Raw genomic sequence first — 17,585 nt, forward strand, 5'->3', positions numbered from 1 at the left:
GTCTTGCGAAGCAGACTCAGTGTCCCCTTCGTCTAGAGGCCCAGGACACCGCCCTTTCACGGCGGTAACAGGGGTTCGAATCCCCTAGGGGACGCCACTTGCTGGTCTGTGAGTGAAAGTCACCTGCCAAATTATCTTAAAACTGACTTACGAGTCGGCTTTAAGATATTGCTCTTTAACAATCCGGAAACAAGCTGAAAATTGAAAACGGAACAACTTTAATCCAGTTGTTCACGATTCTCTCAATTCTCGCACTCACGAGTGTCGCAAGACGCTTGCGGGTTGTGAGGTTAAGCGAATAAGCGTACACGGTGGATGCCCTGGCAGTCAGAGGCGATGAAGGGCGTGCTAATCTGCGATAAGCGCCGGTAAGGTGATATGAACCGCTATTAACCGGCGATACCCGAATGGGGAAACCCAGTGCAATCCGTTGCACTATCATGTCATGAATACATAGTGGCATGAGGCGAACCGGGGGAACTGAAACATCTAAGTACCCCGAGGAAAAGAAATCAACCGAGATTCCCTGAGTAGCGGCGAGCGAACGGGGAACAGCCCAGAGCCTGAATCAGCATGTGTGTCAGTGGAAGCGTCTGGAAAGGCGCACGGTACAGGGTGACAGTCCCGTACACGAAGATGCATGTGTTGTGAGCTCGATGAGTAGGGCGGGACACGTGGTATCCTGTCTGAATATGGGGGGACCATCCTCCAAGGCTAAATACTCCTGACTGACCGATAGTGAACCAGTACCGTGAGGGAAAGGCGAAAAGAACCCCGGCGAGGGGAGTGAAACAGAACCTGAAACCGTGTACGTACAAGCAGTGGGAGCCTCTTTATGGGGTGACTGCGTACCTTTTGTATAATGGGTCAGCGACTTATATTCTGTAGCAAGGTTAACCGTATAGGGGAGCCGTAGGGAAACCGAGTCTTAACCGGGCGCTAAGTTGCAGGGTATAGACCCGAAACCCGGTGATCTAGCCATGGGCAGGTTGAAGGTTGGGTAACACTAACTGGAGGACCGAACCGACTAATGTTGAAAAATTAGCGGATGACCTGTGGCTGGGGGTGAAAGGCCAATCAAACCGGGAGATAGCTGGTTCTCCCCGAAAGCTATTTAGGTAGCGCCTCGTGAACTCATCTCCGGGGGTAGAGCACTGTTTCGGCTAGGGGGCCATCCCGGCTTACCAACCCGATGCAAACTGCGAATACCGGAGAATGTTATCACGGGAGACACACGGCGGGTGCTAACGTCCGTCGTGAAGAGGGAAACAACCCAGACCGCCAGCTAAGGTCCCAAAGTCATGGTTAAGTGGGAAACGATGTGGGAAGGCCCAGACAGCCAGGATGTTGGCTTAGAAGCAGCCATCATTTAAAGAAAGCGTAATAGCTCACTGGTCGAGTCGGCCTGCGCGGAAGATGTAACGGGGCTAAACCATGCACCGAAGCTGCGGCAGCGACACGTAAGTGTTGTTGGGTAGGGGAGCGTTCTGTAAGCCGCTGAAGGTGGACTGTGAGGTCTGCTGGAGGTATCAGAAGTGCGAATGCTGACATAAGTAACGATAAAGCGGGTGAAAAGCCCGCTCGCCGGAAGACCAAGGGTTCCTGTCCAACGTTAATCGGGGCAGGGTGAGTCGACCCCTAAGGCGAGGCCGAAAGGCGTAGTCGATGGGAAACGGGTTAATATTCCCGTACTCGGTGTTACTGCGAAGGGGGGACGGAGAAGGCTATGTTGGCCGGGCGACGGTTGTCCCGGTTTAAGCGTGTAGGCTGACTTTCCAGGCAAATCCGGAAAGTTAAGGCTGAGGCGTGATGACGAGGCACTACGGTGCTGAAGCAACAAATGCCCTGCTTCCAGGAAAAGCCTCTAAGCATCAGGTAACAACGAATCGTACCCCAAACCGACACAGGTGGTCAGGTAGAGAATACCAAGGCGCTTGAGAGAACTCGGGTGAAGGAACTAGGCAAAATGGTGCCGTAACTTCGGGAGAAGGCACGCTGGCGCGTAGGTGGAGGGACTTGCTCCCCGAGCCGAAGCCAGTCGAAGATACCAGCTGGCTGCAACTGTTTATTAAAAACACAGCACTGTGCAAACACGAAAGTGGACGTATACGGTGTGACGCCTGCCCGGTGCCGGAAGGTTAATTGATGGGGTTAAGGGCAACCTGAAGCTCCTGATCGAAGCCCCGGTAAACGGCGGCCGTAACTATAACGGTCCTAAGGTAGCGAAATTCCTTGTCGGGTAAGTTCCGACCTGCACGAATGGCGTAATGATGGCCAGGCTGTCTCCACCCGAGACTCAGTGAAATTGAACTCGCTGTGAAGATGCAGTGTACCCGCGGCAAGACGGAAAGACCCCGTGAACCTTTACTACAGCTTGACACTGAACATTGAGCCTTGATGTGCAGGATAGGTGGGAGGCAGTGAAGTGCGGACGCCAGTTCGCACGGAGCCATCCTTGAAATACCACCCTTTAATGTTTGATGTTCTAACCTGGCGCCATAATCTGGCGTGGGGACAGTGTCTGGTGGGTAGTTTGACTGGGGCGGTCTCCTCCCAAAGTGTAACGGAGGAGTACGAAGGTCAGCTAATCACGGTCGGACATCGTGAGGTTAGTGCAATGGCATAAGCTGGCTTGACTGCGAGAGTGACGGTTCGAGCAGGTGCGAAAGCAGGTCATAGTGATCCGGTGGTTCTGAATGGAAGGGCCATCGCTCAACGGATAAAAGGTACTCCGGGGATAACAGGCTGATACCGCCCAAGAGTTCATATCGACGGCGGTGTTTGGCACCTCGATGTCGGCTCATCACATCCTGGGGCTGAAGTAGGTCCCAAGGGTATGGCTGTTCGCCATTTAAAGTGGTACGCGAGCTGGGTTTAGAACGTCGTGAGACAGTTCGGTCCCTATCTGCCGTGGGCGCTGGAAGACTGAGAGGGGTTGCTCCTAGTACGAGAGGACCGGAGTGAACGCACCGCTGGTGTTCGGGTTGTCATGCCAATGGCACTGCCCGGTAGCTAAGTGCGGAAGAGATAAGTGCTGAAAGCATCTAAGCACGAAACTTGCCTCGAGATGAGTCTTCCCTGGGGCCCTGAGCCCCCTGAAGGGACGTTGAAGACGACGACGTTGATAGGCCGGGTGTGTAAGCGCAGCGATGCGTTGAGCTAACCGGTACTAATGACCCGTGAGGCTTAACCTTACAACGCCGGAAGCGTTTTGGGGAACTGAGAGTATTTTCAGCCTTGTTGACGGATACGCGTGCGTGGCCCTGCGGGCGGCGTGCGGAAACAGAATTTGCCTGGCGGCGAGAGCGCGGTGGTCCCACCTGACCCCATGCCGAACTCAGAAGTGAAACGCCGCAGCGCCGATGGTAGTGTGGGGCCTCCCCATGCGAGAGTAGGGAACTGCCAGGCATCAAAACAACGACGGAGCCTCAGCGAAAGCTGAGGCTTTTTCGCGTCTGGCGATCTCTTATTACCTGCTGTTGTACCTCACCTATCCCTTCTGCGTTATAACCATTTTTTATTTTTCCCTGTGCCTTCATAGTTTTTTTGATTTCCTGAATGAAACATTTTCAATTACTGGCTGAAGTCTCGACATTCTGGCTCTGGCACGCTATCTTCGGGCATCTGGATGTCTAAACGTATAAACGTATATAGTGAGGAAGAAAGGCTATGCCAATTCGGGTACCTGATGAATTACCAGCCGTAAACTGTTTACGCCAGGAGAATGTCTTTGTTATGACGCATTCTCGTGCCAGCGTTCAGGAAATCCGACCGCTTAAAGTGCTGGTACTGAATCTGATGCCAAAAAAGATCGAGACGGAAAATCAGTTTTTGCGTCTGCTCTCGAACTCCCCGCTACAAATAGATATTCAGCTGTTACGCATTGATAGCCGGGAATCCCGTAACACGCCGATGGAGCATCTCAATAATTTTTACTGCAACTTTGAAGACATAGAACATGATAACTATGATGGTTTGATTGTTACCGGTGCGCCGCTGGGGTTGGTCGATTTTCAGGATGTGGCTTACTGGCCGCAAATAGAGCGTGTATTGCACTGGGCGAAAGAGCATGTCACTTCCACCCTGTTTGTCTGTTGGGCGGTGCAGGCGGCACTTAATATTCTGTATGGCCTGCCAAAACAAACCCGTTCTACCAAACTGTCAGGCGTTTATGAACATCAAACTTTGCATCCGCATGCCTTATTAACGCGCGGTTTTGACGATACTTTCCTTGCGCCGCACTCCCGCTATGCCGACTTTCCCGCTCAGCTCATTCGTGACTACACCGATCTGGAGATCTTCGCAGAATCTGAGCAGGCCGGCCCCTATCTGCTGGGTAGTAAAGATAAGCGGCTGGCCTTTGTTACCGGCCACCCTGAATATGATGCGCTAACGCTGGCAGGAGAATTTCAACGCGATAGCGAAGCGGGATTAAACCCGGTGATCCCTTATAACTACTTTCCGCATAACGACCCGACGCAGACGCCACGCGCCAGCTGGCGCAGCCATGGAAACCTGCTGTTTTCCAACTGGCTCAACTATTACGTTTATCAAATAACGCCTTACGACTTACGCCATATGAACCCTACTCTGGAGTAATGGATATCAGCTGCCTTTGCATCAATTAAGAACGCGGCTGATCTGAATCCTGCTCCAGAGGCAGCTTTGAGTCGTACAAAAATTATGCCAGACTGTGCCGTAGACGGTATTAAAAATAATCAAAACAGGTGAAGCAAGAGTGACAGACAGAATCGACGCGCTGCATCGGCAGCTGGCACAGCGCATCATGGTGCTGGACGGCGGAATGGGCACTATGATCCAGAGCTACCGTCTGGAAGAGCAGGATTACCGGGGCGAGCGCTTCGCAGAGTGGCGTAGCGATCTGAAAGGCAACAACGATCTGTTGGTGCTGACGCAGCCGGAGATTATCCGCGCCATCCACAATGCCTACCTTGAAGCGGGCGCCGACATTCTGGAAACCAACACCTTTAACGCCACCACTATTGCGATGGCGGATTACCATATGGAAGCGCTGTCGGCAGAGATCAACTATGAAGCAGCCAGACTGGCTCGCGCCTGCGCCGATGAATGGAGTGCAAAAACGCCGGAGCGGCCACGCTATGTCGCCGGCGTGTTGGGCCCGACCAACCGTACCTGCTCAATTTCTCCTGATGTAAACGATCCTGCGTTCCGTAATGTTACTTTCAATGAACTGGTTATTGCCTACCGCGAATCAACACGCGCGCTGATTGAAGGTGGCGTAGATATCATCATGATCGAAACCATTTTCGACACGTTGAACGCAAAAGCCGCCGTATTTGCTATCCAGAGCGAGTTTGACGCGCTGGGTGTTTCATTGCCGCTGATGATCTCCGGCACCATCACTGATGCCTCAGGCCGTACCCTTTCCGGACAGACAACCGAAGCATTTTATAACTCGCTGCGCCATGCCGAACCGCTCTCTTTTGGGCTGAACTGCGCGTTGGGGCCGGACGAACTGCGTCAGTACGTAGCCGAAATGTCGCGTCTTGCCGAATGTTACGTCACCGCCCATCCGAATGCCGGTCTGCCTAACGCTTTTGGCGAATACGATCTGGATGCTGCGGTGATGGCGGAGCAGATTGCCGAGTGGGCGCATGCCGGTTTTTTAAATATCGTCGGCGGCTGCTGTGGAACCACGCCAGCGCATATCGCCGCGATGGCACAGGCGATCGAAGGCGTGGCGCCGCGCAAGCTGCCGACGTTGCCGGTTGCCTGTCGCCTGTCCGGTCTGGAACCGCTGAACATAGGTGCCGATTCGCTGTTTGTTAACGTGGGTGAACGTACTAACGTTACCGGATCAGCAAAATTTAAGCGATTAATTAAAGAAGAGAAATACAACGAGGCGCTGGATGTCGCACGTCAGCAGGTAGAGAGCGGTGCGCAAATCATCGATATCAATATGGATGAGGGAATGCTCGACGCTGAAGCGGCGATGGTGCGTTTCCTTAATCTGATTGCCGGTGAACCAGACATTGCGCGCGTGCCGATCATGATTGACTCCTCAAAATGGGATGTGATCGAAAAAGGGCTGCAATGCATCCAGGGCAAAGGCATCGTTAACTCTGTATCGATGAAAGAGGGTGAGGAAGCCTTTATCCATCATGCGCGACTGGTACGCCGTTACGGTGCGGCGGTGGTGGTAATGGCATTTGATGAGGTCGGGCAGGCGGATACGCGGGCGCGTAAGATCGAAATTTGTCGACGCGCTTATCGCATTCTGACGGAAGAGGTTGGCTTCCCGCCGGAAGATATCATCTTCGACCCAAATATTTTTGCCGTCGCGACCGGGATTGATGAACATAATAACTACGCGATGGACTTTATCGGTGCCTGTGAGGATATCAAACGGGAGTTGCCACACGCGCTAATCTCCGGCGGCGTCTCTAACGTTTCCTTCTCGTTTCGTGGCAACGATCCGGTACGTGAAGCGATTCACGCCGTATTCCTCTATTACGCTATCCGCAACGGCATGGATATGGGGATTGTTAACGCCGGTCAGCTGGCGATTTATGACGATCTGCCCGCCGAACTACGCGATGCGGTAGAAGATGTCGTTTTAAACCGCCGCGATGACGGTACCGAACGCCTGCTGGAGCTGGCGGAAAAATATCGCGGCAGCAAAGCGGCAGATGACAGCACCAAACCGCAGGCGGAATGGCGCAGCTGGGATGTGGCGAAGCGGCTAGAATATTCGCTGGTGAAGGGCATCACTGAATTTATCGAAGAAGATACCGAAGAGGCGCGTCTGCAGGCGGATCGTCCCATTGAGGTGATTGAAGGGCCGCTGATGGCCGGTATGAATGTGGTTGGCGATCTGTTTGGCGAAGGAAAGATGTTCCTGCCGCAGGTGGTGAAGTCGGCACGCGTTATGAAGCAGGCGGTGGCCTGGCTGGAACCTTATATTCAGGCCAGTAAGGCGGTCGGCAGCACCAACGGTAAAATTGTGCTGGCCACGGTAAAAGGCGATGTGCATGACATCGGTAAAAATATTGTTGGCGTAGTGCTGCAGTGCAATAACTACGAAATTATCGATCTTGGCGTCATGGTGCCGACGGAGAAAATCCTTAAAACCGCGCGTGAAGAACGGGCGGATATTATTGGCCTGTCAGGACTGATTACTCCGTCGCTGGATGAGATGGTCAACGTGGCGAAAGAGATGGAGCGTCAGGGCTTTACCCTGCCGCTGTTGATTGGCGGAGCCACCACCTCTAAAGCGCATACCGCAGTAAAAATCGAACAGAACTACAGCGGCCCGACGGTTTACGTGCAGAACGCCTCGCGTACCGTTGGCGTGGTTTCTGCGCTGCTGTCGCCTGAGCAGTATGATGGTTTTGTGGCCCGTACGCGTAAAGAGTATGAAACAGTGCGTATTCAGCACGGACGTAAAAAGCCGCGCACGCCGCCGGTTACCTTACAGGCCGCGCGCGATAATGATTTCGCCTTTGACTGGGAGCAATACACGCCGCCTGGTGCACACCGGTTGGGCGTCAGCGAGGTGAAAGCATCAATTGAGACTCTGCGCCACTACATTGACTGGACGCCATTCTTTATGACCTGGTCGCTGGCAGGAAAATATCCGCGCATCCTTGAGGATGAGGTAGTCGGCGAAGAGGCTCAGCGCCTGTTTGCCGATGCGAATGCCATGCTCGATCGGCTGAGTGCTGACGGCAGCCTGACGCCACGGGGCGTGGTGGGGATTTTTCCGGCGAACCGCGTCGGCGACGACATTGAAATCTATCAGGATGAGTCGCGATCGCATGTGATTGCCGTCAGCCACCATTTACGCCAGCAAACGGAGAAGGTGGGTTTCGCGAACTATTGTCTGGCAGATTTTGTTGCGCCGAAGGCGAGCGGAAAAGCGGACTACCTGGGAGCGTTTGCCGTGACCGGCGGGCTGGAAGAGGATGCGCTGGCGGAAGCCTGGGATCGCAAACATGACGACTACAACAAGATAATGGTTAAGGCACTGTCCGATCGTCTGGCCGAGGCCTTTGCTGAATATCTGCATGAACGGGTACGTAAGGTGATCTGGGGTTATGCCGCCAATGAAAACCTCAGCAATGAAGAGCTGATCCGTGAAAACTATCAGGGGATTCGACCTGCGCCAGGTTATCCGGCCTGCCCGGAACATACCGAGAAAGCCACCATCTGGCAGCTGCTGGATGTGGAGCGTCATACCGGCATGAAGCTGACCGAGTCCTTCGCCATGTGGCCTGGCGCTTCTGTCTCCGGCTGGTACTTTAGCCATCCTGACAGTCGTTACTTTGCCGTGGCGCAGCTGCAGCGCGATCAGATTGAAGATTACGCTGCACGTAAGGGGATGACGATAAGCGAAGTAGAGCGCTGGCTGGCACCCCATCTTGGTTACGACGCCGACTGATAAACAGATAGCCGGCCCTTCTCTGGGCCGGTAACTTCTGTAACGTTGCCCAGCCAGGGCGTATATCCCTGCATAACGCCCATTAACTTTCCCGCCTGCCCGTCCCGTCTGGTCTACATTTAATAGATTAATCCCCGCGTGTACCGCCTGAAAAATACCCTAAAAACAGGATCCTGCGGAGCGTGTAAGGAGACTTTTTTTCATTTACTGCATTCCCGCCGGGCGGGCTGTAAATGCGGTTGTAGCCCGGCATAAAGGAGTCAGATAGCCGTGTTAACCCTGCTTAATTTACTTTCTGCGGTGGCGCTGCTGGTATGGGGAACCCATATTGTGCGCACCGGCATTATGCGCGTTTACGGCGCCGATCTGCGGCGCGTGCTCAGCCGCAGCGTAGAAAAGAAACCTATGGCCTTTGTTGCCGGGATTGGCGTTACGGCGCTGGTGCAGAGCAGCAATGCCACCACGCTGCTGGTGACCTCATTTGTGGCGCAAAACCTGGTCGGCCTGACGCCGGCACTGGTGATTATTCTTGGTGCTGATGTGGGTACGGCAATCATGGCGCGCGTGCTGACCTTCGATCTCTCCTGGCTGTCGCCGCTGTTTATCTTTTTTGGCGTGGTTTTCTTTCTTGGTCGTAAGCAAACGCGCGCAGGCCAACTGGGGCGAGCCAGTATCGGTCTTGGCTTGATTTTGCTGGCGCTGCAGCTGGTGGTGGAGGCGGCCCGGCCAATCACGCAGGCTTCCGGCGTTCAGGTGCTGTTCTCGTCGCTGACCGGCGATATTATGTTGGATGCGCTGATCGGCGCGGTGTTCGCTATTATCAGCTACTCCAGCCTGGCAGCGGTTCTGTTAACAGCAACGCTGACGGCGACCGGCGTTATCTCGTTTCAGGTAGCTCTTTGCCTGGTGATCGGCGCTAACCTCGGCAGCGGGCTGTTGGCGATGCTGAATAACAGCGGCTCCAACGCAGCCGGTAAGCGGGTAGCGCTCGGCAGCCTGCTGTTTAAGGTCATTGGTTGTGTTTTAGTGCTGCCTTTTGTCCATGTGCTGTCGCCGTGGCTGGATAAATTGCCGGTGCCCGATGAAGAGCTGGTGATCTTCTTCCATGTTTTTTACAACCTGATCCGCTGTCTGGTTATGGTGCCTTTTGCCGATCCTATGGCGCGGCTCTGTAAGCGGATGATCCGCGATGATCAGGAAAACGATGCGCGTCTGAAACCAAAACATCTCGATCGCAGCGCGCTGGATACGCCAGCGCTGGCGCTGGCTAACGCCGCGCGTGAAACCCTGCGCATGGGCGATGTGCTGGAAATGATGATGGATAATTTCTATAAGGTGATGCACGGCGAGCCGCGCCAGGAGCGTGAAATTCGGCGACTCGATGATGATGTGGATGTGCTTTATACCGCCATCAAACTCTATCTGGCACGCATGCCGAAAGAGGATCTGCCAGAGGAAGATTCACGCCGCTGGGCCGAAATTATCGAAACGGCGCTAAACCTGGAGCAGGCGGGCGATATTATCGAACGCATGAGCGGCGACGTGGCGGATAAGTCGCTGGCCGCGCGCCGCGCTTTCTCGCCGGAAGGGTTAAGAGAGCTGGAGCAACTGCATGAACAGCTGCTGAATAATCTGCGGCTGGCGCTGTCGGTATTTCTGTCGCGTGATATCGCCAGCGCGAAACGTCTGCGCCGGGCTAAACACCGTTTTCGCATTATGAACCGCCGCTTTTCGCATGAGCATGTTGATCGCCTGCATCAGAAAAACGTGCAGAGCATTGAAACCAGCTCGCTGCATCTGGGATTGCTGGGTGATATGAAGCGGCTTAACTCGCTGTTTTGCGCGATAGCCTATAGCGTGCTGGAACAGCCGGACGACGAACGGGATAAAGAGTAAAGATATGCCAGCCTTTCAGGCTGGCATATCTCCCGGGCTTATTTTTTATTAACCGGTTTGCCGGACCAGTAACCCGCCAGCAGCGAACCGGAAAGGTTATGCCAGACGGAAAACAGCGCGCCGGGCAGGGCTGCCAGCGGCGAGAAATAAAGTTTGCCCAGCGTGGCCGCCAGCCCGGAGTTTTGCATTCCCACCTCCAGTGCCAGCGTACGGCAGGTTGACTCATCAAAGCCAAACAGCTTGCCACCCCAGTAGCCGCCTAACAGCCCGATGGCATTGTGCAGAATGACTGCCGCAATCACTACCAGGCCCACCGAACCGATAAAGCCCTGGCTACCGGCCACCACCGCACTGATGATCAGCAAAATGCATACCATGGAAAATGCGGGCAACCAAGGTTCCACGCGCTTTACCACGCGATTCATGGTGTGATGAACAATCAGACCGAGGCCGATAGGGATCACCACGATTTTTATAATGCTCAACAGCATGCCGACCACATCCACTTCAATATGCGTATCGACATAAAAACGCGTCAGCAGGGGTGTCGCAAACACGCCTACCAGCGCGGAAACGGAAGAAATAGTTACCGACAGCGCCACATCGCCTTTCGCCAGATAAATCATAACGTTAGACGCTGTTCCGCTGGCTACGCTGCCCACCAGAATCATGCCTGCGGCCAGATCGGGCGGCATCTGAAACAGCCTGGCCAGCAGCCAGGCAGCCAGCGGCATCACCAGATAATGTAAAAAGGTACCGGCGATAACCGGAGCCGGACGCACCAGCACACGCTTAAAATCATCGATATGCAAGGTAACGCCCATCCCGAACATAATCAGCATCAGCAAATAAGAAACCCAGGGGCCGATGCCGGTAAAGGTGCCGGGAGAAAAATAGGCGGCCACTGAAAGCAACATCGCCCACAGTGGGAACAGCCGAGTGATCCTGGTAAGCATAGCCAGATATCCTTATAAAAATGCCAGGCGTTTGCTGTCAGGTTACGTTTACCTTAAATCCGCGCGCTGACAGCATTAAACATTAGCTCTTAAACAGATTGCGATGCAGGGTGCGCACTATTTGCTCGGCATCGTTGCCTGGTACCAGGAAACAGAGGTTATAGCTGCTGGCGCCATAGCAGATCATGCGCAGGTTAAAAGGCTCCAGTACGCCGAAGACCTCTTTGCCAACGCCGCATGCCTGCGACAGCTTATTGCCAATCAGGGCGATAAGCGCCAGATTCTCTTCTACCTCTACCCGACAGAGTGAGGAGAGCTCGGTCAGCAGCGCCTGGGTTAACAGACTGTCGCCGGTAGAAGTTGAGCCAGTGGTATCCAGCGTTAGCGCCACGCTCACTTCGGAGGTGGTAATCAAATCGACAGAAATATGATGGCGCGCCAGAATAGCAAACACCTCAGCCAGGAAGCCGCGCGCATGAAGCATATTCAGGCTATGCAACGTCAGCAGCGTTTGCTTGCGACGCAACGCCAGCGCACGGAATAAAGGCGGGTTTTCGGTCTCATTGCAGACCAGCGTGCCGCCTGCGGCAGGATCTTTGCTGGAGCCGACAAAAACCGGGATATCATTGCGCACTGCAGGCATCAGCGTTGCCGGATGAAGTACTTTGGCGCCAAAGGTGGCCATTTCGGCCGCCTCTTCAAAGGTAATTTTATCGATACGCTGCGCCGTCGGAACGATACGCGGATCGGTGGTATAGATGCCGGGAACATCGGTCCAGATATCGATGCGCTGCGCCTGCAACGCCTCGCCCAGTAGCGCGGCAGTATAATCGCTGCCGCCCCGGCCCAGCGTAGTAGTGCGGCCTTTCGCTTCGCTGCCGATAAAGCCCTGGGTAATCACCAGTGCCTGTTCCAGCCTTGGGCGCAACAGCTGGTGGCTTAACTCAGCCAGTGTGCTGACATCCGGCTCGGCGCGGCCAAAGCGATCGTCGGTGCGCATGATCTTACGCACGTCAAACCATTCGGCATTCACTTCACGCTCCCGCAGGATTTCTACAAACAGCAGAGTGGAGATCAGCTCGCCGTGGCTCACCAGCTCATCGGTCAGCGCCGCCGAAGAGGCAAGTGCCGCCGCATCGGCCAGCATGGCAATATTCTCCAGCATGCGGTCGATCTCCTCGCGGATCACTTCCGGCTGCTGCAGCCGATCGACAATAGCGTATTGAATACGGCGAAGTTCATCCAGCAGCGCATAGCGCTGTGTGGGTTCATGGCCTTCGGCCAGGGCCACCAGCAGGTTGGTGACGCCGGCGGAAGCGGATAGCACCACCAGGCGCACATTAGCATCGCCCAGCACCACATCGGCGCTGCGGTTCATGGCGGTAAAATCCGCTACGCTGGTGCCGCCAAACTTGGCAACGATTAATTCAGATTGCAACATAGATACCCCGTGTCAGGTTCAATTCCATCAGCCTTGGCACAAGGGAAGAGCAGAAACGGGGCAGACGTAGAGGGGGAACAACTACGATCACCCAGAAGCGCCCCACCTTGCGGCGCGTCCGACTGTCGCACGCGCCTGGTGACAACCCAGAGGATTCAGCCTCTGCAGTCGACAACATCTCTGCCGTGGAGATATTGCCTCGGCGTCGCTCCCCCTGATGTGTCTTCACCGGATACGGCTCCTCTGACACACTGCCTGGGCGACGCGCCTCTTCTGGCTTGCGCATCGCTGCGCAACTAACCGTTTACAAATATCGGGTTCTGTCGCCGCTGTCAATCACTGCTATTTGAAGAATTCTCAACTTGTACCAGCGCAATCAGCGTACAGGGCACTTCCGGCGGCGCAGCGTTGCTTATAATCATCAGCTGTCCGTTCTCTTGTAGCGCAAAGAGTGGGATTGCGACCGGGTGCGTTGCCAGGTAATCCTGCCAACCGAAATTCTCCGTTAGCTGGGTTGCTTTGATGGTTGCGCCTTTCGCTAACAGTGCGCTGAGATGGCTCCAGGTTTGCTCCGCGCCAAAAAGCGTCTCATGCCGACGGAAGCGCGGACTTTCAGTATCACGACGACCTGTCAGCGACGATCCGGAACGCACCGAAGCCACCTTCGCCGCGCCGAAGATATGGCTAAAATGATAAACCGCCAGCGCGTTTTGATGCCGGTTGGGTGACAGCGCCAGTACCTGAGCAATATCACTAAGATCGAGGTAGTTCTCCGCATGTTCTGACCAGGCATTACCGTAATAGGCAGGGATGCCTTCCATTCTGGCCTGACGATAAGATTCCCAGCTGCTGTCGGTAAGCATCACCGGAATATCCAGCCGCTGCCGCGCCAGCGCTAACGCCCGTGCGACGGCGTTAGCGCCGATAATCAACACGCCGCGCGGACGCTGCTGCTGAACGCGCAGCCAGCGAGCAAGTGGGGCGCTGGTCAGGCTTTGCAAAACGACGGTGCCGATAATCACCGCAAATACTACTGTTACCAGCCGGTCGGCCTGGGCATACCCGCTGCGCGCCAGCGTCAGGGCAAAAAGCGCGCTGACCGCCGCGGCCACAATGCCGCGCGGCGCGATCCAGCTCAGCAGCACGCGATCGCGCCAGTGCAGGGAGGATCCCCAGGTAGAGAGCGCGATACAGAGCGGTCGGGCGATAAACTGAACCACCAGCAGCACCGCCACCAGCGGCCAGCCCAGCGTCAGCAGCGCGCCAATATCCAGCCGGGCGGCAAGGATAATAAACAGGCCGGAAATCAGCAGCGCCGACAACTCCTCTTTAAAGGCGATGATGTCGCGCAGATCCACATCCCGCATATTGGCCAGCCAGATGCCCATTACGGTCACGGTTAGCAGGCCCGACTCATCGGCCAGCGCGTTGGAAACGCCGAAGGCGGTTAACACTATCGCCAGTACGCCAAAGTTTTGCAGATAACCGGGTAGCCAGACGCGTTTCAGGGCGATACCCAGTAACCAGCCGGCCAGCGCGCCAATGCTCAGGCCCACCGCTGCGGTAACGCCCAGCGTCCAGAACAGATGCGATAACGATTCGGCATGCTGACGCAGCACAATGAATTCAAAGACCAGCAGAGTAAAAATAGCGCCTACCGGATCGATAACGATGCCTTCCCAGCGCAGCACCTGATTAATCGCGGTATTGGGACGCACCACGCGCATCAGCGGCGCAATCACCGTTGGACCGGTCACCACCGTGACCGCGCCGACCAGCGCCGCCAGTTCGGGCGGGAAGTTCAGCAGCAGCCAGCAGGCGAGGCTAATAACAGTAAACGTAACCGGCATGCCGATAACGATCAGATTACGTACCACGCCGCCGAGACCGCGAATTTCATCGACGCGCAGCGTAAGCGCGCCTTCAAACAGAATGATGGCGACCGACAGTGAAACCAGCGGAAACAACAGATCGCCAAACAGCGCATCAGGCTGCAAGACATGCGTTATCGGACCCAGTACGATTCCGAAAACCAACAGCGGTAAAATCGCTGGAAGCCGCAGTAACCAGGCGATCCACTGGGCCATCAGCGAACTGAAGCCAATGATCACCAGCAGTAATGGAGCAGAGAGCGGCATAAAAATTTTTCCTTTCAACGGTAAGAATCGTCATACTGAAATACCTTGCGGCTACGGTCACCGCAGCCTGAATTATAATGAGTCCCGGGCAAAGGGTGAGAAAAAGCTAGCGAGTGCTCACCGCTACAATAGTCGTAACCTGTTGCAGGAAAAGGAAAGTGAGTCACGGTCAACAGGTAAGATGACGTCCGGTCAGAATTACGGTTGTTAAAACATAAGAGTGTTGCCATGAAAAATATCAATCCGACGCAAACCGCTGCCTGGCAGGCCCTGCAGCAGCATTACCAACAGATGAAAGACGTACGCATTGCCGACCTGTTTGCCCAGGACAGCGATCGTTTTGCGAAATTCTCCGCTTCCTTTGATGACCAGATGCTGGTGGATTTCTCAAAAAACCGTATCACTACGGAAACCCTGGAAAAATTACAGGCGCTGGCAAAAGAGACCGATCTGGCAGGTGCGATTAAGTCGATGTTCTCGGGTGAGAAGATCAACCGCACTGAAGATCGCGCCGTGCTGCATGTTGCGCTGCGCAACCGCAGCAATACGCCGATCCTGGTAGATGGCAAAGATGTCATGCCGGAAGTGAATGCGGTGCTGGAGAAGATGAAATCTTTTTCTGAGCGCATCATCAGCGGCGAATGGAAAGGTTATACCGGCAAGCCTATCACCGATGTGGTTAACATCGGTATCGGCGGCTCCGACCTTGGTCCCTATATGGTGACCGAGGCGCTGCGTCCTTACAAAAATCATCTGAACATGCACTTTGTTTCCAACGTGGACGGCACGCACATCGCTGAAACGCTGAAAAAAGTGAGCCCGGAAACCACGCTGTTCCTGGTAGCATCAAAAACCTTTACCACCCAGGAAACCATGACCAACGCCCACAGCGCGCGTGACTGGTTCCTGAAAGCAGCGGGCGACGAGCAGCAGGTAGCGAAACACTTTGCCGCGCTCTCTACCAATGCCAAAGAAGTGACCAGGTTCGGTATCGATACCGCCAATATGTTTGAGTTCTGGGACTGGGTTGGCGGCCGCTACTCACTGTGGTCAGCGATTGGTCTCTCTATCATCCTGTCTGTGGGCTTCGATAATTTTGAGCAGCTGCTGAGCGGCGCCCATGCGATGGATAAGCACTTTGCGGAAACCCCGGCGGAGCAGAACCTGCCGGTACTGCTGGCGCTGATCGGCATCTGGTACAACAATTTCTTCGGCGCTGAAACCGAAGCTATCCTGCCGTATGACCAGTATATGCATCGCTTTGCGGCTTACTTCCAGCAGGGCAATATGGAGTCCAACGGTAAGTATGTCGATCGCAACGGTAATCCGGTTTCTTACCAGACAGGCCCAATTATCTGGGGCGAACCGGGCACCAACGGACAGCACGCGTTCTATCAGCTGATTCATCAGGGCACCAAGCTGGTTCCTTGCGACTTTATCGCACCGGCCATTACCCATAATCCGCTGGGCGACCATCACGCAAAACTGCTTTCTAACTTCTTTGCTCAGACCGAAGCGTTAGCCTTTGGTAAGTCACGTGAAGTGGTGGAAAAAGAGTTTGCCGATGCGGGCAAAGATGCGAAATCCGTGGAGCATGTCGCGCCGTTTAAAGTGTTTGAGGGCAACCGTCCGACAAACTCTATTTTGCTGCGTGAGATTACGCCGTACAGCCTGGGCGCGTTGATTGCGCTCTATGAGCATAAAATCTTTACCCAGGGCGTTATCCTTAATATCTTCACTTTCGATCAGTGGGGCGTTGAGCTGGGCAAACAGCTGGCTAACCGTATTCTGCCTGAGCTGGAAAATGGCGAGGAAGTAACCAGCCATGACAGCTCTACCAATGGCCTGATCAATCTGTATAAAGCCTGGCGTTAATCGCTGGCCTGAATCGCAAAGGCGCCCTGTACGGCGCCTTTTTTATTCTTCCGCGTGATTTCAGGCGTGAAAACGTATTTTTGCGATCGATACATCATTTCCTGACAGCAAAGATGGCGAAATTGGCTTTTTTGCTCTAAGCATTTTCTTAAAATATTGATTAGAGCCGAAAATTAACGCAGGATTAGTCCTAAACTGCTCTGGTTAAAAATGGTGCTAAACAGGCGCGGATATTCGCTTATTACGCTGAAATAAAAAGATTAATGTATAAGAGTTTATTAAAAAATAAATGAAGTTGACTGGTTTTTAATCAAATTAAGGCCTTTATTTAAATATCCTGGAACTTGGCTTTTAACTGGTTTTAACTGCTGTATGTTTCGTATTTAATTAATTTAAAATATCAAAAATGGCTTTTGTTCTGGCTTTTAATGCTATTTCCTCTGGCTGTTATCCTCAACCCGCCACGCCCTAATTTCTGGTAATTTGTTGCCCTATACTGGAGCCGCCTGGAACCATCCAGGCAAATCATCCATTCATTTCATGAAGGGAAATTCAGTATGAAAAAAATAGTATGTGCCACGGCAGTTGCGCTGTATCTGGCATCCGGTTCGGCCGCCTTTGCCGCTCCGGTTGAAGCCGGTGCGGCAGCAGGCGCTGAAGCGGGAGCCATTTCCGCAGGCAGCACCACTGCAGTAGGTATCGGTGCTCTGGGCGCGCTGGTAGGCGTTGGCCTGGCGGCATCCGGCGGTGGGGATGGAACCAATACCGGAACCACCACCACAACCACGACCAGCACGACCCGCTAACGCGGTTTTTAATCATAACCACACGCCCGTGTGGTTATTTTCTGACTTTGC

8 protein-coding genes, 1 tRNA gene, 2 rRNA genes and 1 riboswitch are annotated in these 17,585 nt (G+C 54.2%); of the genes, 8 read left to right on the forward strand and 3 right to left on the reverse strand.

Features of this window, described 5'->3' with window-relative positions:
* Nucleotides 1–21 precede the first annotated feature (21 nt).
* The 6 genes from B1H58_RS09050 to B1H58_RS09075 all read left to right on the forward strand — a co-directional run bounded on the left by B1H58_RS09050 (nt 22) and on the right by B1H58_RS09075 (nt 10,318).
* Nucleotides 22–97 (forward strand) — tRNA-Glu (locus tag B1H58_RS09050).
* A 191-nt stretch (nt 98–288) separates the two neighbouring features.
* Nucleotides 289–3,194 (forward strand): 23S ribosomal RNA (locus B1H58_RS09055).
* Nucleotides 3,195–3,292: 98 nt separating this feature from the next.
* A 5S ribosomal RNA gene (gene rrf, locus B1H58_RS09060) occupies nt 3,293–3,408 on the forward strand.
* A gap of 261 nt (nt 3,409–3,669) precedes the next feature.
* On the forward strand, nt 3,670–4,599 hold the full coding sequence (gene metA / locus B1H58_RS09065) for a homoserine O-acetyltransferase MetA (protein ID WP_085069591.1): 930 nt from the start codon (nt 3,670–3,672) through the stop codon (nt 4,597–4,599).
* A gap of 139 nt (nt 4,600–4,738) precedes the next feature.
* On the forward strand, nt 4,739–8,422 hold the full coding sequence (gene metH, locus B1H58_RS09070; protein WP_085069593.1) for a methionine synthase: 3,684 nt from the start codon (nt 4,739–4,741) through the stop codon (nt 8,420–8,422).
* A 270-nt stretch (nt 8,423–8,692) separates the two neighbouring features.
* Nucleotides 8,693–10,318, forward strand: a complete 1,626-nt coding sequence (locus tag B1H58_RS09075; protein ID WP_085069595.1) for a Na/Pi cotransporter family protein — start codon at nt 8,693–8,695, stop codon at nt 10,316–10,318.
* Nucleotides 10,319–10,356: 38 nt separating this feature from the next.
* Here B1H58_RS09075 and panS read toward each other — a convergent pair whose 3' ends face one another.
* The 3 genes from panS to B1H58_RS09090 form a co-directional block, all read right to left on the reverse strand.
* On the reverse strand, nt 10,357–11,274 hold the full coding sequence (gene panS / locus B1H58_RS09080; RefSeq protein ID WP_085069597.1) for a ketopantoate/pantoate/pantothenate transporter PanS: 918 nt from the start codon (nt 11,272–11,274) through the stop codon (nt 10,357–10,359).
* A gap of 82 nt (nt 11,275–11,356) precedes the next feature.
* Nucleotides 11,357–12,715, reverse strand: coding sequence for a lysine-sensitive aspartokinase 3 (gene lysC / locus B1H58_RS09085; protein ID WP_085069599.1), 1,359 nt, complete (start codon nt 12,713–12,715; stop codon nt 11,357–11,359).
* A gap of 87 nt (nt 12,716–12,802) precedes the next feature.
* Nucleotides 12,803–12,996: riboswitch (Lysine riboswitch) on the reverse strand.
* A 51-nt stretch (nt 12,997–13,047) separates the two neighbouring features.
* On the reverse strand, nt 13,048–14,853 hold the full coding sequence (locus B1H58_RS09090) for a cation:proton antiporter (protein ID WP_085069601.1): 1,806 nt from the start codon (nt 14,851–14,853) through the stop codon (nt 13,048–13,050).
* A 228-nt stretch (nt 14,854–15,081) separates the two neighbouring features.
* On the opposite strand from B1H58_RS09090, the gene pgi reads away from it, so the two are divergent.
* Both pgi and yjbE read left to right on the forward strand, forming a co-directional pair.
* Nucleotides 15,082–16,728 (forward strand): glucose-6-phosphate isomerase, encoded by a 1,647-nt coding sequence (gene pgi / locus B1H58_RS09095; protein ID WP_085069603.1) that lies wholly within the window; start codon nt 15,082–15,084, stop codon nt 16,726–16,728.
* 557 nt (nt 16,729–17,285) lie between these two features.
* The gene (gene yjbE / locus B1H58_RS09100) at nt 17,286–17,534 is read left to right on the forward strand and encodes an exopolysaccharide production protein YjbE (RefSeq protein WP_085069605.1); all 249 of its coding nucleotides are present in this window, start codon (nt 17,286–17,288) and stop codon (nt 17,532–17,534) included.
* Nucleotides 17,535–17,585: the final 51 nt, after the last annotated feature.

Origin of the sequence: Pantoea alhagi, from assembly GCF_002101395.1 — a bacterium.
GTDB lineage: Bacteria > Pseudomonadota > Gammaproteobacteria > Enterobacterales > Enterobacteriaceae > Mixta > Mixta alhagi.